Below are 15,956 nucleotides of genomic sequence, written 5' to 3'. Positions count from 1 at the left end.
TGATGGAACTGCCGGCCCCGTTCCCCGCCGTCTTGACCGTGGAAAGGACGGTGTCGGCGCAGGCGCTGGTGGCCTTCGACGGGAACTTCTACTCCATCCCGCCCGGACATCGCAGCCAGCAGGTGAACGTGATGCGCCGGCTGGGCAGCGAGGTCATCGACGTCATCTCGGCGGCAGGCAACACCCTGGCCCGCCACCGTGCCGAGATCCGCGGCGCCCACGTCATCGTCCGCGCCGACGAGCACGTCATCGCCCTGGAGAAGGCCGTCCTGGCCGCGTCGGCCGACACCGCGGCGCCGTGCCGGCGCAAGCGGCGGATCCCGCCCTCGCCCGAAGCTCTGGCCGAGGCCGAGCAGGTCCGGGCCCGGCTATCCGGCACTGGGGATCACAACGGGCAGGCGGGCGGGCAGGGCGCTCCGGTGGTCGACTTCGCCGCCTATGCCGCTGCCAGCCAGACCCTCACCCCTGCTGGCCTGGCCGACCTGGCCTGCGGGGACTGACACCCGGCGGCGGGCCGATCGTCACCGGGCCCGCCGCCGATCACCACCATCCAATAATCGAGGGATTGTTCATGACCATGACCATCACCGGTGTCCTGGACACCCCGCCCGGCAGCTCGGCGGAGATCTATCAACGGCTGCGCGCACATCTGGCGTTCCTGAAGATGCCTTCGGCCGCCGAAGCGCTGCCCGCCGTGCTGGACACCGCCCGCGACCGCGGCACCACCCCGCTGGAGGTGATCGAGCAACTGCTGTCCATCGAAGTCAACGCCAGCGAGGACCGCAAGCTCGCCTCCCGCCTGCATTTCGCGAACCTGCCCGCCCCCTGGGGCATCGACGACTACGACTTCTCGGCCCAGCCGGGTATCGACGAAAAGCTGATCCGCGAACTCGGCACGCTCCGGTTCCTCGACGACGCCGCCAACGTGATCTTCGTCGGGCCGCCCGGGGTCGGCAAGACCATGCTCAGCATCTGCCTGGCCCGCCTGGCCGCCGAGCAAGGCCACAAGGCCTACTTCACCACCTGCGAAGATCTCGTACGCAGGCTGAAGAAGGCCGTCGCCGAGCAGCGCCTGCACACCGGCCTGCGGTTCTTCTCCCAGCCACGCGTTTTGGTGATCGACGAGTTCGGCTACCGCCGCCTGGACGAGGACGGCCGGGCTCTGCTGTTCGAAGTGGTCAACGCCCGCTATCTCAAAGGGTCGATCATCACCACCAGCCACGTCGGCATCAACGGGTGGGCCGACCGGCTCGGCGACCCCATGCTCGCCGCCGCACTCATCGACCGGCTCCTGCACCGCGGCATCATCGTCGGGATCGACGGGCCGTCCTACCGGATGCGCTCCCACCAAGCCCGCGCCAACTCGCTGCGCTCGGCCGTCACCGGCAAGCCCGCCGGACAGGCCCGCTCGTGAGCAGCAAGAAGAAGAACACCTCACGAACCGCGACCCGCCGGTGCGCCACCTGCGGCACCCCGTTCACCTGGACCAGCGCCAACCCGAAACGACGCTTCTGCGACCCCGTCTGCAAAGCACGCTGGTGGCGCGCCTCCAACCACGACACCACCGGCACCACCGGCACGCCCGACACGGACACCACCAGCGACCAGGCCGTCATGCCGGTCACCAGCGACGTCCCGAACGTGGCCGCCAGTACGGCGAACGCCGTCACACAACCGTACGACCCGTACGTCGCCGGCTACGGCAATGGGCTGGCCCCGAACAGCGTCCAGAACTGCCCGAACTGCCATGAACCGGTTGCCGTCATCAACCTACTCATCACACCTGCCGCAGCGTACGTCAACACGCCGTCACGGTCCGTGACATAGCAGCAGGAAAGCCATACTCTCAAATTCAACCAAGCGGGCACTTCCGATAAGCAGCGTTGAGCACTTCCGCTGAGCCTCATCATTTCCAACCATGGTCCCTTACCATCTGCTGATCCGCCTCTCCGATGAGGCGCGGACGTCCTTCTCTGCTGCGACTCGCCTCACTCTGGCTGAAGCTCACGACCTCACGCTCATCACTCTTGACGACCGCTACCTGCTGCCTGACACCTATATCGATCGACGCGCACACAGCAGAGTCGGCTCCGACCCATGGCTGTCCGCTCCCGCAACGCGTTACTGCCCTCTTTGCCTGGCCGGCGACGGTTCAGCGATTCAGAACGCTCATGGCGGCCCATGGCGCAAGACCTGGTATCTCTCTGTGGTGTTCGCCTGCACCCGACATCGGGTGCTGCTCGCCGACCGTTGCCCAAGCTGCCAACATCCTGTCCACTGGACGAAACCAGGGCACATTCGCACGATTCTGCCGCACATGGGCAATCGGGTGGCTCATCCTGCGCAGTGCCGCGCGGATCCCCCGGGACTTCCACCCCGCCAGGGAGTACGCGTCCCCCCGCTCTGCGGCGCCAGGCTCGACACCGCCAGCAACGTCCCCTCCGTCCTCCCAAACACCGCTCTCCTGGATCTCCAGGACCGCCTTCTCGATCTCCTCCGCCCCGACGGCCCCGGCACCGTCCTTGCTTGTGGCCAAGCCACGAGACCCATCCGCTACTTCACCGACCTGCGTGTGATCACATTCCTCGTGACAGCCTCCTGGCCGGTGTTGCGGGACATGGCCTCATCGCCTGCGATCGCTGAAGCAATCGACCGCCACGTTGAGCAGCAGCAGCATGTCATAGGAACCCTTCGTGAGCGCTACCAGCATTCCCGGACGGATCAGCGGCAACTCGATACACCTCCACGAGACAGCCTGGCCTGCTCCGGCCTGTTGTCCATCGCCGATCACATACTCCGTCTGCCCAGCCCCGCCGAAGTCAGGGCCCAACTGCGACCACTCCTGCCTGAAAGCACAAGACAAACCCGCTACACCCCATGGGGCTATCTTCCAGCGCCTGCGGTCCCGCTGCTCCGATGGACTGAACGATGCTTGCGATCCACTGCTCGTGAGCTTTCGCCGAGGCGAGGGCACACCCCGCGGCCGACGCCTCGCCACCCATCCGACGACGACGACGCTGAGGCTGGAACACATTCCAGCGTTCCTGCCTAAACCCTGGTATGACCAGCACTTCCGCCACCTGGGCAAGATCAACCCCGCATTCTTACGACGCACCGTCATGCTCCGACTTGTCCAGATGATCTCTGGCGGTTCACTCGGAGACGCCGCTGCGTTCCTCGGCATCGTTTCCGGCTCGCGCCACGGCAGCGTCTATGCCGCAGCCGGAACAGTTCACTCCTGGGCAAGGCGGTCGCCGGACCCGCAGGCGTTCAACGACTCGGTGCTACGAATCCTGAACCTCATTGAGGCCGCACCGAACAAGGTGAACTATCAGCGCCGGCGTGATGCTCTTCGGCACTGGTCTCTGGACCAGGGCACGTGGGATTCCATCGTCGCCCAACTCCCACCCACCCCGGGCCCCGTCCAGCCAGACCTGGGAGACCGCAAGCGCCAAACCGCTTCCGTGCTGGTCTGGACCCAAGTCACCCAAGGCGAACACCTCTTCGCCCCACGACCGATCGAGGCCGCACAGCCCTCAGGCGTCCAGAAGGCTTGGCGCCACGAAGACACCTGGTATCACTTTCAGACCATCCGTCCGAAGCGGCACTATGCGCACCTCAGGAAGATCCTCCTCCACCATGCCAACCAGTTGGCAGAACACATCGACGGCATGCTCGACGGCTGATCAGACCGAGCCGATCTGATCTTGTGACCCCCAGCCATAGATGGCGGCTGGGAGACAGATCAGCGTGCGGGGTCGCACGGACTCCCCGGTGCAGTTGGCGGGAGGCCCCAGGGCTTCTCGGCGGCTTGGCGGCGCGACAGGGCGAGCCGGCGTCGCTGCAAGTCGATCTCAGTGATGATCACGGTGATCTCGTCGCCGGCTTGGACCACGTCCCTTGATGCCCCAATAGTCGTGGCGGCGAGCTCACTGAGGTGGACCAGGCCTTCGATGCCGTCTGCCACCCGGACGAAGACGCCGAAGGGCACCACTTTGGTGACCGAGCCGTGCAGGATCTCCCCGACATGAGCGCGGCGCGCGAACTCCTGGAACGGGTCGGGCTGGGTGGCACACAGCGATAGGCGGGCTTCCCCGTTATAGGTATCGAAGACGAGGAATTCGCAGGTGACGCGCTCTCCTATGGAGACAACTTCGAATGGGTCCTCGAAGCGGCGCCAGGACAGCTCGGGCATGGTGATGAAGCCAACACCGGGAAAGATGGGATGGTCGGGTCCATCGTCCAGATCGACAAAGACTCCGAAGCGTTCGATAGCCGCCACAGTGCCGGACAGCAGCTGCCCCGGACGCAACGCCTTCAGATATGCCCAGAGCTGGGGAATCTCCGTTGCCGACCGCGAGAGCCGGACCTGCTGCTCGCGGAGATCAACGGCGATCACCTCGGCGGAGATTCGGCCACCGACTTCGAGAGGGTCAGACTGCCAAAAAAGATCGAGCGGGCCGATGGTGCCGACCGGATCACTGGCGAAGGCGTCGAGAAGCACGGTCGTCTGCGATCGCGTGACCTCGGCGACGGTTCCGGTGAGGACGTCGCCGACGTTCACCGTCCTCAGGAACGCGGCCAGGGACTGTTCATCCTCCACTGCCCCCATGACTCCAAGGCTTCCACGAATGCCAGGCGCTCTGCAACCGTCCTGCCCACCCGCCGACCACACCTGGGAACCGCCATCGATAACTGAGGGTCACAGATCTCGCTCTCAGCGCCTCGACAGCCGGGCCATCTATCGCTCCCACGGGCCAACTAGCGGCCCCAATGTCAGGTTGGCAGTAGCGGCGTGTACGGCGGGAAGTTCGGCCCGGGAAATGATGCCGGTCTGGCCCCGGCGGCTGGCGTTGGTGGTGACACCGGCGTACGGCGAGTCGTTCGCGTCGTGGGTTGATCGGATGGCCCTGCGGAACGGATGTTCCCCCGAGCGGGCTTGGCGTGACTGATCATTCCGAAAGCGGCTTGCGGGAGTTGGCGATCATGCGTGGGTCTGCTTATGTCCGCTCCGGTGGCATTGCTCGTCGAGATTGGTTCGTGCTCAGTGAGCACGAGGCTGGTGTTGAGCCGTCCGTGAAGGTGCCGATCTCCTGTCCGGCGTGCCTGGGCGAGTCCCTCACCCAGGCACCGGTTCAGGCTGTTGGCGAAGGCGACCTGCCATAAATGACGTCCCAGGCCGTTGAGAGCGGCCAGTCGCGTTCGGGGCGGTGGGGGTGGATGCCGACGATGGCCAGCGGCGGCAGGTCGTCGAATTCCGACAACTCCCGCCATTGGTCCTGGGTCACCTCCAGGTACCGCAATCCCTTCAGCTCGGTCACCGTGGCGAGGTCGGCGACGAATGCCGCCGCGATGTCCAGCGCCCACAGGTTCGGCAGCGTACGGAGCGGAGCCAGCTCGACGGGCCGCACACTGGTGACCGACAGCGAACGCAGCTCCCGGTTTCGGGCCGGTGCCGTCAGGTCGGGCGAGTCCACATCGAGCTCCAGATACTCCACCGGACGGCCACCAAGTGGGGTCAGATCGGGCGAACCCTTGCTCGACAGCGCCAGCGAACACACATCGGGCACCGCGGCGAGGAACGCGCAATCCTCTACGTCGGCCACCCGAACCTCCTGCACACGTGGACCGGCCTGCATGGCCTGCGCGAGGGAGGGCCGGCCATCGCTGTACCAAGAGTGCTCGCCGGGCAGATCCGGCAGGTCCGCCTCGATCCACAGGCTCTCGTCGTGACAGCGGTAGTCACCGCGTTCCAGCGCTTCCACCAGGCGGCGCAGGAACGTGGTCACCGAGTCGGTGACGTACATCGGCCCGTTCGTGTAGTCGACTCCGACCTGGATGACCTGTCCGGGACGACCGTTCGGCCCGGGATCCAGGTCCACGGCGAGCCAGTTGCCGCCGGTGTCGAACGCGAACCGGATCCAGCCCGGACGCAGCGGCGACCTCCGGACGGTATTCGAGGGCTGGGCATCGAACACTGTCCGGCGCCAGGGTTCGTACTTCCATTCCTGCGCGATGTCGAACCACTCGTCATCCTGGTCGCCGATCTCGGAAAGAGGGAGCCACTCTTGCCGGTCGAACAGCGGGGTGATGAGGTTACCGTCACCGTCGGCGATGCCGTACAGCGCGCGGAGGTCTGGAGGCAGCACAATGCCGAGCTTCTCCTCCACTGCGGCGAGGTCCTCCTCGCTCGCGGGCTCGGGGAGTTCCTCCTCGTATCCGAGGATCTGTGCCATCAGCCGCCGGTAGTGGTGGAAGAGCCGCACGGCCTCGTCCGGATCACCAGCGGGAACTGCAGACTCAGGCCCTTCCTGCTCGTCACCCCGATCGGGCGGGACGAAGTCCTCATCGATCACATAAAGGAGCGGCGGCTTCTGTCGGGAGGATGTCGCCATGCCACCGCAACCTAGCACCGGAGCCCGACAGCACCCACATACTGATCATCTCTGCACCTTCACCGGCTCTGTCCCTGTGCAGGAGAAGCCGTACGCCGACACCGACTCCCTGAAAGCTCCGCTGGCAACCCTGGGCCAGCACAACCTCGATCCTTGGAGTCATCGCCTCCGCCCAATGGCACTTGATCTTCGACCGGGTACTGCCGGCTTCGATGACGCGAGCACCGGTGTTCCGGCACCCATCGAAGTGACAGCACCCAGGTCGGGAGCTGGTCCCACTGTCATCTTCGCTGCGTCCAGACAGCGCTGTCGACGCTGTCAGCGTTGCGGCCCGGCGAACGATTTTGTGATAGTCGATCCATGGCATCGGCTGGTGGCGGGAACCTGCGAGAACTACTTGACGAACAGGTCGTCTACTACCGGGCGATCGCCGCGGAGTACGAGCGCCACGCGCTGCCCTTCCCCGGAGCCGCTGAGCTGTCGGCGGCGCTCGACGCGTTCCGGCCGACCGGCAGCGTGCTCGAACTCGCCTGCGGCCCAGGCTCATGGACCACCCAACTGCTCCAGCACGCCGCCGAGGTCACCGCCGTGGACGCGTCCCCGGAAATGATCGCCATCGCCTCGGCACGGGTGGGCGAGGACGCGCGGGTGCGCTTCGTGTCAGCCGACCTGTTTCACTGGCAGCCGGACCGTCGTTACGACGTCGTCTTCTTCGGGTTCTGGCTGTCGCATGTTCCCGCCGAACACTTCGCGTCCTTCTGGTCGCTGGTGGCCGACTGCCTGAAACCGGAAGGGCGGGTCTTCTTCGTCGACGACGGCTACCGGACCGCCGACGAACTCATCGAGGGCGAGCAATCCGCGACCATACAACGCCGGCTCCTGGACGGGACCGCCTACCGGATCGTCAAAGTCCCGCACCAACCGCCCGACCTCGAACAACAGCTCGAGCGGATCGGATGGCGCATCAAGATTCACTCAACCTCCGGGCCGTTCTACTGGGGAGCGGGAAACCGAGCCTGACACCAATCTGCGGCGCCGATGCCTTCGACGGGCCGGTCCGCCGGCGTTCCAGATCCGAGACCTTCTTGCCCGGCGACACCTCCAGCAGCCGGTCCAGCGCGGCCGGTCACCGGTGTGCGCCCGCGTAGAAGGCACGGGCGGCGAAGCCGATCCACTCGGGGCGTTCCCAGGTGCTCCAGCGGGCGCGCGCCTGTTCGTCGATCTTCGCGGCCGTCTCGTCGGCGGAGACTCCGGCCGCTCGCAGCCGTGAGACCTCCCCGTACACGTGGTCGAGGTAGTCGCGGACGTCGCGGATCAATGAGACGTCTGCCACCTCCCCGTGGCCGGGCACGACGATCTCGGGGCCGCGGGCGATCAGATCATCGAGCACGCCGATCCATCCAGGGCCGTCCACGTCCACGTCGTGCGGCGGGAAGTACGGCGCGATCGGGAAGATACGGGTCTCGATCAGGTCACCGCCGAACAGCACCCGGTCGTCGATGACGATGACCTGGTCGGAGCCCGTGTGCGCCGGCCCGACCGCCCGCAGCACCGCCTTGCGCCCGCCCAGGTCGATCTCGGCCTGGCCTTCGTAGACCAGGTCGGGATCGACGAGTTCGACGCCTTCGAGCTCGGCCGCCGCGGCGGCGCTCAGACCCTTGAACATCTCGACGTAGGCGGCGCCCTTACGGTGCAGCTCCGCACGCTGGGAGGCGTTGTAGACGATCGTCGCGGCGCTCTTGAACGCCTGCGCCCCGAACCCGTGCTCGGGGTGGAAGTGCGTGATGGTCAGGTACAGGTGCCGGTCGCCGGCCAGGCGCCGGGCCTGCTCCAGGACGTGGGAGCCGTTGCGGGGGCCCATGCCGGTGTCGATGATCAGCGCGGCGCGCTCGCCCACGACGATGCCGACGTTCGGGACGAGCTCGACGCGCTGGTCGGGGATGACGTACACGCCGTCGGACACCTCGACGGGCTCGCCGCGCACGATCGGCGCCGGGCTCGTCCGTACGTCGGGAAGGGCGCCCAGGTCAGGGGACGGGTTCGGCGTCACATCGGCGGGGCACATGATCCAGCTCCAATCTGAACAGTGTTGAGATGCTTGCGAGCGTAGCAGACATCTGAGCAGTGTTAAGATCGGGCGATGGCAAAAGGGCGATACCACCACGGCGACCTGCGCAGCGCACTGCTTGACGCCGCCGAGGCTCTCGTACGCGAGCGCGGCACCGACGGCTGGTCCCTGCGCGAGGCCACAGCGCGCGTCGGCGTCAGCCCCAGCGCCGCCTACCACCACTTCGCCTCCCGCGACACGCTGGTGCGCGCTCTGTCCGAGCGGACGCTCGCCTGGCTCGGGGAGCGCCTGCGGCAGGACTGCGAGCGCGCGCCCGGCCAGGGGGACGACCCGCAGCGGCGGCTGATCGCCCTGGGGTGCAGTTATGTGAGCTGGTCGCTCGACGACCCAGCCGTCGCCCGGCTCGTGCTGCGCGGCGGCGCCACCGCCCCGGACTCCGCCATCTCCCCCCACCCGCACGACGTGCTCACCTCGGAGCTGGACCGGCTCGCCGAGGCCGGCGGACTGCCGGGATCCACGCGGGAAGGGGCGGAGTTCGTGGTGTGGGCGGCGCTGCACGGGCTGGCCGTGCTGCTGGCCGACGGCCTGGTCCGCTTCGACGACCCGCGCGCGGTCGATCTCCAGACCGAGCGCGTGGTCCGTACCACGCTCAACGGCCTGGCCCTGGAGGCGTCGCACGCGGCGGGCCGACCCGCGGGCCGCTCGGCTCACACCGAGCGCCTGACCCGCCGCTCGCGTGGATGACACCCTTTCAAGGGGTACGTCTTCCGGTCGGTGGCGACAAGCTCGGTCCGGCCTCCCGCGGCACGAGGCTGCGGCGCCGTGAACAGAGTTCATCGTGGGCTTGCGCGAGCGGGATGGCAGCCCCGAAGACTTGCATATCAATTGATCCATGGGTTCTCTTGATCGGGTGAGCGTCGAGCCGCCGTGGGTGAGGGCCTGGACGGGTGGGCTGCCCGCCGTCCATGTCGGCAATGTCGCCGAGTTCAACGCCGTCTTCGGCGGGATCCCGGCAGTGAGTGACCACTACTCCTGCCTGGCGGCTTTCGGGAGTCCGCGGCCCGCCCTCATCGTGCTGCCGCTGCCCGTCCAGCAGTGGTGGATCCGGCACCTGGCCGCGACGCTGGGCTGGGGCGAGGTGAGGGTGCGCGGCGGGCTCGCGGCGGAGGGGCAGGGGCCAGCGGCCCTGGCCGGCCTGCCCGAGATCGTCTCGCCCGAGATGGCGGTACTGCCCTGGGGCCACACGCCGGCCTTCGATCGGATCCGGCCCGCTCCTGCGGGAGTGCTGGACTGTATCCGCCGCTTCGAGTCCAAGCGTGGCTCGCACGAACTGTTCCGCGAGCTGGCTCCAGACCATCCGCGGATCCGGATCGCGGCACAGCGCCGGGTCGCCTCACGCCGGGAGCTGAGAGCGGTGACCATGCCCTACGTGCTGAAGGAAGAATACGGCGTGGGCGGCGCGGGCACCCGAGTCGTGGCCACGGCCCCGGCGCCTCGCAGGGTGCGCGGCCTGCTGCTGGAGGAGTACATCGAGCCTGTCGCCAACCCCACGTTCGACGCTGTCATCGCCGCCGACGGGCAGGTGCACCCGGTCGGTACGGGTGCGATGACGATCGACGGCACCCGCTACCAGGGCGTCACGATCGGACCCGGCACACTCCCCACGGAACAGGTGCGGACCGCGGCCGCATTCGGCGCCGCCGTGGGCGCGGCACTGGCCTCCCGCGGTTACCGTGGCTGGTACGACGTTGATTTCGTGGCCGACAGGACGGGCGCGCTGGTCCCCATCGAGATCAACCTGCGGCTCACCGGTCCCGCCGTGGCCTTCACCATTCAGGCGGCGCTCGATCGCCTGCACGGTGCCGGCCACGTGGTGCGTACCCTGGACTGCCTGCCTCTGGGCGCCCGGCTGCCGTCGGCCGCGCTGCGCGAGCACGTCACCCGGCTGGCCGCGCAATGCCGGGAACTCGGCACGATCCTCCTGGTCACCATCCCGACCGCCGCGTTCGACCCCTTTCCCTACCTGGGGATCGCGCTCGCCGCCCAGACGATCGAAGAGCTCGACGAAGCGGAGCGGGCCATCCGCACCGCCAACGAGGCGCTCGGGGCCATGTTCACCCTGCCCGACCCCGAACGCGTGGTCACCGCCGTCGTCGGGCGACGAAGACGACGAGCACCGCTGCGGCAATCATGAGAGTGATGTTGAACCCGTACACCAGGGCGGCCTGCCGCGGCCAGTCGGTCTTGGCGGCCAGGCGGTAGAAGTTGTCCTGCGGCCACCACGCCACCAGCAGCCAGGTGAGCGCCAGCCAGGCCGCCGTGGTCAGCGGTGCGGAGCGCCCCAGCCGGGCCAGCGCGGGGCGGCCCCACAGCAGGACCGTCACGCCCAGCCCGAAGGAGGCCCACTCGCAAAGGTAGAGCACGTAGAACAGCACCGACCACGGCAGCGGAACGCCGGACAGATCGGTGGAGAACGGCCAGAACACGTTGGTGGTCGCCGCGGCGAGGAAACCGAACAACAGCGTCCCCCCGATCACCACCGAACCGCTCCCGCCCGTTACGTGGCCGCCCTTGCCGCCCACGGGCCGCTGCCCCTCCACCGGCAAGGGCAGCGCTTCGACGTCGATCTTGCCCTCAGGCGTACGGGGCAACGCCGGCACCACCGCCACGACCTCGGGTAACCGCCGCCGCGGCACCAGCTTCGTCAGGAACTCCGCGGGTCGCCTGCCGTCCGTCTCACCGACCACGACGTAGGCGATCATCTGCTCACCTTCGACCACGACGCACTCCGTCACCGCCGGGTGTCTCGCCAAGCCTCGTTCGCGCTCGCCCTCGGTCACAGTCACCCCCATTCGCTCACGATCCGAACCGCGTCGGCCCGCGCCCGCACTCCGATCGACACCGACAGTGTGCGGGATAGGTGGCGGTTCCGCCACGCATCGCGCACCGGGTGACGTTCGTACGGCTGACCGAGCGATGACGGCGCGAGCGGGCCTGCTCGGAGGCCCGCCCCGGCTACGCCACGACCCGGTAGTGCGTGGTCATCCGGCCCGTGTCGTCGAGCACGTGGAACGCGAGCGCCGGCGGGAGGTCGTAGTCCGCGCAGTTGGCGAACGTCGTGCCGCCCTCCCACGGCAGCTTCAGCGTGGACACGACGCCGGGGGCGGCCAGCAGCGGGCGTCCGGCGAAGGTGGTGGCGGCGCCGGTGTGGGCGTGGCCGACCAGCACGGCGGGCACGTTCGGATGCCTGCCGAGCAGCTCCTCCAAAGGCTCGGACCGGTGCAGCCTGATGCCGTCGGCCACCTGGCTGTGCAGCAGGGTGGGCGGGTGGTGGAAGGCCACGAACACCGGCCGGTCCGCGCCCGCGAGCACGTCGTCCAGCCAGGCCAGCGTCTCGTCGTCCAGCCGGCCCGAGTCGTCGCCGGGGATGGAGGAGTCGCACATGGCGTAGACGGCCCTGTCCGTGCGCAGCACCTGGTTGATCGGCCCCTCGCCGCCGCTCCGGTCGCCCAGCAGGACGCGGCGGAACTGCTCCCGCACGTCGTGGTTGCCCGGGCCGACCAGGACGGGGTGGCGGGAGGAGAGCAGCTTGCGCGCCTCCTCGTACTCCTCGGGCAGGCCGTGGTCGGCGATGTCGCCGGTGACGAGCACGGCGTCGAGGTCGGCGGGGAGCGCCTCGAGGTGGCGCATGACGGAGGTGGCGCGGTCGACACTCTGGGGCGTCGCGCCGATGTGGATGTCGCTCAGGTGAGCGATCACGATCATGTTGACGTCCGTCCTTCCGGGGTCTGCCTGTTCATCTACCGTAGGCCCACGTACCGGACCAAGTGGAGGCGAGCGGCATCGGCTGCGAACAGCCCCCGGGCGACGGCTGGCAGGTCGTCTTGCGTGGCGATGGCGGTGGCGGCAAACTTTCTCGGCGAAGCGAACATCCAACGGACCGTGGAGATGTTGATCGAGGGAGACCCCCAGTACCTGGGGACGTACTGGCTGGCCGGGCGGCTCGGCGCGGGTGGTCAGGGAGTGGTCTACGAGGGCTACGCCGAGGACGGCGCCCGCGTCGCGATCAAGGTCCTGCACAGCGACCAGGCCGCCCAGCTCGCCAGGGAGGCCACGGCGGCCCAGCGGGTGGCCTCGTTTTGCACGGCGCGGATCATCGAGGCCCGGCTCGACGGATCCAGGCCGTACATCGTCAGCGAGTACGTCGGGGGCCCGAGCCTGCGCGCCGCCGTCGCCGCGGGCCGCCGCTTCTCCGGCGGTGACCTGCACCGGCTGGCGACCGCGGTGGCCACGGCGCTGACCGCCATCCACGACGCCGGGGTGATCCACCGCGATCTCAAGCCCGACAACGTGCTGCTCGGCCCGGACGGCCCGCGGGTGATCGACTTCGGCGTCGCCAGGACGGCCGAGATGTCGTTGACCGCGACCGGCCTGGTGACGGGGACGCCGACGTACATGGCGCCGGAGGTGTTCACCGGCCACCGGGCCGCGATGCCCGCCGACGTTTTCGCGTGGGGCGCGATCATGCTGTACGCGGCGACCGGTACGGACCCGTTCGAGGCCGACAGCCTGGGCGCCGTCATGCACCGCGTGCTGTCGTCCACCCCGGATCTGGGCGCCCTGCCCACCCCGCTGCGCCCGCTGGTGGCCGCCGCGCTCAGCAAGGAGCCGCTGCACCGGCCCAGCGCCCGCGAGCTGCTGCTCGCGCTGGTCAGCGGCGGTGCGGGCCTGGACCTGACGCATCTGCTGGCCGAGGGCGGCAAGGAGGCGTCCAGGGTGACCGGTGCGGCGGGCGATCCGGCGCTGGGCACGCTGGCCGAGGACGCCTACGCCATGCTGAACGCCGACGAGCGCGAGCTGGCGCCCGAGGTGTTCCTGAGGCTGGTCACGCTGGGCGAGCACGGCGGGCTGTCGGGGCGCCGGGCCGAGCTGGCCGAACTGCTGGAGGGCAGGACCCTGCCCGAGGTCTCGTCGGTGGCCAGGATTCTGGAGGTGTTCGGGTACCTGCTGGGCAGGGACGAGGAGGAGGTGTGGCTGGCCCGCCCGGCGCTGCCGCGCGCCTGGCCCCGCTACCGCCGCTGGGTGGAGGCCAACCAGGACGGCCTGGCCGTGCACCGGCATATCCTCGACGCCGCCCGCCGCTGGAACCGGTCGGGCCGCAAGGACGGCGACCTGTTCCAGGGCTCCGCCCTGGAGAACGCCCTGCAGTGGGCGGCCACGGCCCGCAGGAACATCACCCTGTCCCCCGCCGAACGTGACTTCCTGGCCGCCGCCGCCACGCTGACCAGGCGCAGGGCCAGGCGAGGCCGCCTGGTCACGCTGAGCCTGGCGGGACTGCTGACGATCGCGCTGGTCGCGGGTGGTCTGGCCGTGCAGCAGGGCAGGCTGGCCGACGAGCGGGCCGAACGTATTTCCGTCCAGCTCAGTCAGGCGGAGGCGACGCGGCTGGCGCAGCTCGCCGGCACGTTCCGGCAGAGCGATCCGCGCCTGGCCATGCGGCTCGGCCTGGCCGCGTGGGGGCTGGACCGAACGCCGCAGACCAGGACGGCGCTGACGGCGTCGCTGGCACAGCGCGAGGTGGCGATGTTCAAGGACCCGGCGACGACTGGCGACACGCTGCGCGTGCTCGCCGCGGACGGCCGGACGATGGCCAGCGTGAGCGGCGACGCGGTACGGCTCTGGGACGTGCGCACGGGCAGGTCCGCGGGCGGGATCGCGAAGCTGGGGCTCGGCGACGACCTGCCGGTCGGCGCCGCGCTGTCCCCCACGGGCCGGCGGGTGCTGGTGGCGACCGGCCGGCGGGCCGGGGTGTGGGACCTGCGGACGGGGCGTCCGATCGCGGCGTGGGCGTTCGACAAGGAGCTGGGGCAGGGCGTGGACCTGCCGGTCAGCGTGCGGTACGGCAGCGTGGACAGGTACGCGGTGGTCAGGATCGACGATTACGACTACCTCTGGGACGTGGAGCGGAACCGCCGGGCCAGGACCGCGGACGCGCTCGGTCCCATGACGCCGTCGGGCGAGGCCGTCTACTCCTCCCGCTCCGTCTCGCCCGTCCGGATCGACCGGCGGCGCCTGCCCGACCTCGCCAGGCAGGGCACCCGCCCGGCGGCCGACCGGTGCGACCTGTGCGGATGGACGCTGGCCCTCACGCCGGACGGCCGCTCGCTGGCGGAGGCGGTGCGCGACGGTCTGCGGATCACCTCGCTCACGGACGGCTCGGTCGTCAGCACGATCGGGCAGGACGGTGTCCTCTGGAACCAGGGCGAGGTGACCTTCAGCGCCGACGGGCGGCTGCTCGCCTCGGCCACCCGCGCCGACATCCAGGTGTGGCTGCCGGGAGGGCAGTTTCTCACCAAGGTGACGCTGCCGGAGGGCCTGCCGGAGAACGCCTCGGGAGTCCCCCAGGTCGCCTTCGACGGCCGCGTGCTGCGCTACCTCGCCGAGGACCGCGTCATCACCGTGGACCTCGCCGACCTGACGCTGGACGCGCCGAAGCGGTCCTGGGCGGAGGCCGCGCTGACCGCCGGCCGCCTGCTGGCCGCCGAGGACCTCGAAGTGATCCACCTGACGACGCCCGGCGGGCCGCCGGGCGAGCCCTTGCAGCGCCGGGCCGACGACGACGGGGCGAGCGCGCTCGCCCTCAGCCCGGACGGACGGCTGGCGGCCGTCGGCGGCTCCAGGACGATCACCGTGCTGGCCGCGGACGCCAGGCGGGAGCTGGCCAGGCTGACGCCTTCCGGCTTCATCGACACCGAGCACGTGGCCTTCAGCCCGGACGGGACGCGGCTGGCCACCGTGGTGGAGGCGACGATCTCCGGCGCGGCCAGCACGTACACGCTGGGGATGTGGGACTGGAAGGCCCGCCGCCTGCTGTGGTCGCACCAGGTGCGGCCGGTCCAGGACGTGGAGTTCGCGCCGGACGGCAGGACGCTGGCGGTGGCCACCGACGCCGAACGCCTCTACGACGCCGCCTCGGGCAGGCTGGTGGGCGAGCCGTTCGGCGGCACCGGACAGGGCATCACACTCACCGACGCGGTCTTCACCCGCGACGGCCGCTCGATCGCCGTCGTGGACTCGGGCGGGCGCATGACCGTCTACGACGTGGCCTCGCATCGCCGGGCCGGGGAGGCGATCAGGGGGAACACCGGCGGGAACGCGGTCAGGTCACCCCGCGAGGACCTCGTCGCCACGAGCACCAGGGACGGCCGGGTGCAGCTCTTCGACCTGGCTCGGAAGACGTCGCTGGGCGTGCTGGCCGACGGCAACTGGGACGGCGTGCAGGCCCTGGCCTTCGCCGCCGACGGTTCGAAGGTGCTGGTGCTGGACGCCGCCGGGACGGTGCGCGAGCAGATCGTCGAACCGCGCGCGGTGGCGGCGGCCGTGTGCGCTCGCGCCGGGGGATCCTTGAACAGGACCGAGTGGGCGCGTTACGTCACGGGTGCTCCCTATCGTGAGACCTGTTCCTGACGTTTCATCGGTGGCCGTGGCCTTGG

The 15,956-nt window shown here is 69.3% G+C and carries 14 protein-coding genes and 1 pseudogene; 9 read left to right on the top strand and 6 right to left on the bottom strand.

All coding sequences use genetic code 11. The features are described from left to right. The 4 genes and pseudogenes from ACZ6S0_RS23355 to ACZ6S0_RS23340 form a co-directional block, all read left to right on the top strand. A partial coding sequence (locus ACZ6S0_RS23355; protein WP_465921162.1) for a Mu transposase domain-containing protein occupies positions 1 to 500 on the top strand: 500 nt, incomplete at its 5' end. A 71-nt stretch (positions 501 to 571) separates the two neighbouring features. Beyond that, on the top strand, positions 572 to 1,414 hold the full coding sequence (gene istB / locus ACZ6S0_RS23350; RefSeq protein ID WP_465921159.1) for an IS21-like element helper ATPase IstB: 843 nt from the start codon (positions 572 to 574) through the stop codon (positions 1,412 to 1,414). Next, entirely contained in the window at positions 1,411 to 1,827 is a 417-nt protein-coding gene (locus ACZ6S0_RS23345) for a hypothetical protein (protein ID WP_465921155.1), read from the top strand. The genes istB and ACZ6S0_RS23345 overlap by 4 nt, the downstream gene beginning before the upstream one ends. A 91-nt stretch (positions 1,828 to 1,918) precedes the next feature. Next, positions 1,919 to 2,230 (top strand): annotated as a pseudogene (locus ACZ6S0_RS23340) (TniQ family protein); the annotation flags it as partial. Between the two features lie 393 nt (positions 2,231 to 2,623). On the opposite strand, the gene ACZ6S0_RS23335 reads toward ACZ6S0_RS23340, so the two are convergent. Then, positions 2,624 to 2,830, bottom strand: coding sequence for a hypothetical protein (locus ACZ6S0_RS23335; RefSeq protein ID WP_465921200.1), 207 nt, complete (start codon positions 2,828 to 2,830; stop codon positions 2,624 to 2,626). Positions 2,831 to 2,948: 118 nt separating this feature from the next. Between ACZ6S0_RS23335 and ACZ6S0_RS23330 the strand changes: the two genes are divergently transcribed. Then, entirely contained in the window at positions 2,949 to 3,686 is a 738-nt protein-coding gene (locus tag ACZ6S0_RS23330) for a hypothetical protein (protein WP_465921196.1), read from the top strand. 59 nt (positions 3,687 to 3,745) lie between these two features. On the opposite strand, the gene ACZ6S0_RS23325 is transcribed toward ACZ6S0_RS23330, so the two are convergent. Further along, positions 3,746 to 4,612, bottom strand: a complete 867-nt coding sequence (locus tag ACZ6S0_RS23325) for a S1 RNA-binding domain-containing protein (protein ID WP_465921153.1) — start codon at positions 4,610 to 4,612, stop codon at positions 3,746 to 3,748. A 523-nt stretch (positions 4,613 to 5,135) separates the two neighbouring features. Next, complete coding sequence (locus tag ACZ6S0_RS23320; protein ID WP_465921152.1) at positions 5,136 to 6,395, bottom strand: SMI1/KNR4 family protein; 1,260 nt, start codon at positions 6,393 to 6,395, stop codon at positions 5,136 to 5,138. A gap of 360 nt (positions 6,396 to 6,755) precedes the next feature. On the opposite strand from ACZ6S0_RS23320, the gene ACZ6S0_RS23315 reads away from it, so the two are divergent. Continuing rightward, entirely contained in the window at positions 6,756 to 7,415 is a 660-nt protein-coding gene (locus tag ACZ6S0_RS23315; protein WP_465921150.1) for a class I SAM-dependent methyltransferase, read from the top strand. Between the two features lie 106 nt (positions 7,416 to 7,521). Here ACZ6S0_RS23315 and ACZ6S0_RS23310 read toward each other — a convergent pair whose 3' ends face one another. Then, positions 7,522 to 8,460 (bottom strand): MBL fold metallo-hydrolase, encoded by a 939-nt coding sequence (locus ACZ6S0_RS23310; protein ID WP_465921147.1) that lies wholly within the window; start codon positions 8,458 to 8,460, stop codon positions 7,522 to 7,524. Between the two features lie 75 nt (positions 8,461 to 8,535). Here ACZ6S0_RS23310 and ACZ6S0_RS23305 point away from each other — a divergent pair, with 75 nt between their 5' ends. Both ACZ6S0_RS23305 and ACZ6S0_RS23300 read left to right on the top strand, forming a co-directional pair. Then, positions 8,536 to 9,207: a TetR/AcrR family transcriptional regulator gene (locus tag ACZ6S0_RS23305; RefSeq protein WP_465921145.1), complete on the top strand. Its 672-nt coding sequence runs from the start codon at positions 8,536 to 8,538 to the stop codon at positions 9,205 to 9,207. Between the two features lie 148 nt (positions 9,208 to 9,355). Continuing rightward, positions 9,356 to 10,657 (top strand): ATP-grasp domain-containing protein, encoded by a 1,302-nt coding sequence (locus ACZ6S0_RS23300; protein WP_465921142.1) that lies wholly within the window; start codon positions 9,356 to 9,358, stop codon positions 10,655 to 10,657. Here the strand turns inward: ACZ6S0_RS23300 and ACZ6S0_RS23295 are convergent. Further along, positions 10,605 to 11,315: an AMP-binding enzyme gene (locus ACZ6S0_RS23295; RefSeq protein WP_465921141.1), complete on the bottom strand. Its 711-nt coding sequence runs from the start codon at positions 11,313 to 11,315 to the stop codon at positions 10,605 to 10,607. The genes ACZ6S0_RS23300 and ACZ6S0_RS23295 overlap by 53 nt on opposite strands. A 163-nt stretch (positions 11,316 to 11,478) precedes the next feature. Further along, positions 11,479 to 12,228 (bottom strand): metallophosphoesterase, encoded by a 750-nt coding sequence (locus tag ACZ6S0_RS23290; RefSeq protein WP_465921139.1) that lies wholly within the window; start codon positions 12,226 to 12,228, stop codon positions 11,479 to 11,481. Positions 12,229 to 12,411: 183 nt separating this feature from the next. On the opposite strand from ACZ6S0_RS23290, the gene ACZ6S0_RS23285 reads away from it, so the two are divergent. Further along, a complete protein-coding gene (locus ACZ6S0_RS23285; protein WP_465921193.1) occupies positions 12,412 to 15,930 on the top strand; it encodes a WD40 repeat domain-containing serine/threonine protein kinase in 3,519 nt (1,172 codons plus the stop codon). The last annotated feature ends 26 nt before the right edge of the window (positions 15,931 to 15,956 follow it).

The sequence above is a fragment of the Nonomuraea sp. NPDC051298 genome (assembly GCF_055586305.1).
Note: the sequence above shows the minus strand (reverse complement) of the source record. Positions and strands in the feature narration are given on the sequence as shown.

Bases quoted from the DNA above. Each gene is read 5' to 3' on its own strand.
- ACZ6S0_RS23310 (WP_465921147.1), bottom strand. From the start codon at position 8,460: ATGTGCCCCGCCGATGTGACGCCGAACCCGTCCCCTGACCTGGGCGCC.
- ACZ6S0_RS23315 (WP_465921150.1), top strand. From the start codon at position 6,756: ATGGCATCGGCTGGTGGCGGGAACCTGCGAGAACTACTTGACGAACAG.
- ACZ6S0_RS23305 (WP_465921145.1), top strand. From the start codon at position 8,536: ATGGCAAAAGGGCGATACCACCACGGCGACCTGCGCAGCGCACTGCTT.
- ACZ6S0_RS23290 (WP_465921139.1), bottom strand. From the start codon at position 12,228: ATGATCGTGATCGCTCACCTGAGCGACATCCACATCGGCGCGACGCCC.
- istB (WP_465921159.1), top strand. From the start codon at position 572: ATGACCATGACCATCACCGGTGTCCTGGACACCCCGCCCGGCAGCTCG.
- ACZ6S0_RS23285 (WP_465921193.1), top strand. From the start codon at position 12,412: ATGTTGATCGAGGGAGACCCCCAGTACCTGGGGACGTACTGGCTGGCC.
- ACZ6S0_RS23295 (WP_465921141.1), bottom strand. From the start codon at position 11,315: ATGGGGGTGACTGTGACCGAGGGCGAGCGCGAACGAGGCTTGGCGAGA.
- ACZ6S0_RS23300 (WP_465921142.1), top strand. From the start codon at position 9,356: ATGGGTTCTCTTGATCGGGTGAGCGTCGAGCCGCCGTGGGTGAGGGCC.
- ACZ6S0_RS23325 (WP_465921153.1), bottom strand. From the start codon at position 4,612: ATGGGGGCAGTGGAGGATGAACAGTCCCTGGCCGCGTTCCTGAGGACG.
- ACZ6S0_RS23320 (WP_465921152.1), bottom strand. From the start codon at position 6,395: ATGGCGACATCCTCCCGACAGAAGCCGCCGCTCCTTTATGTGATCGAT.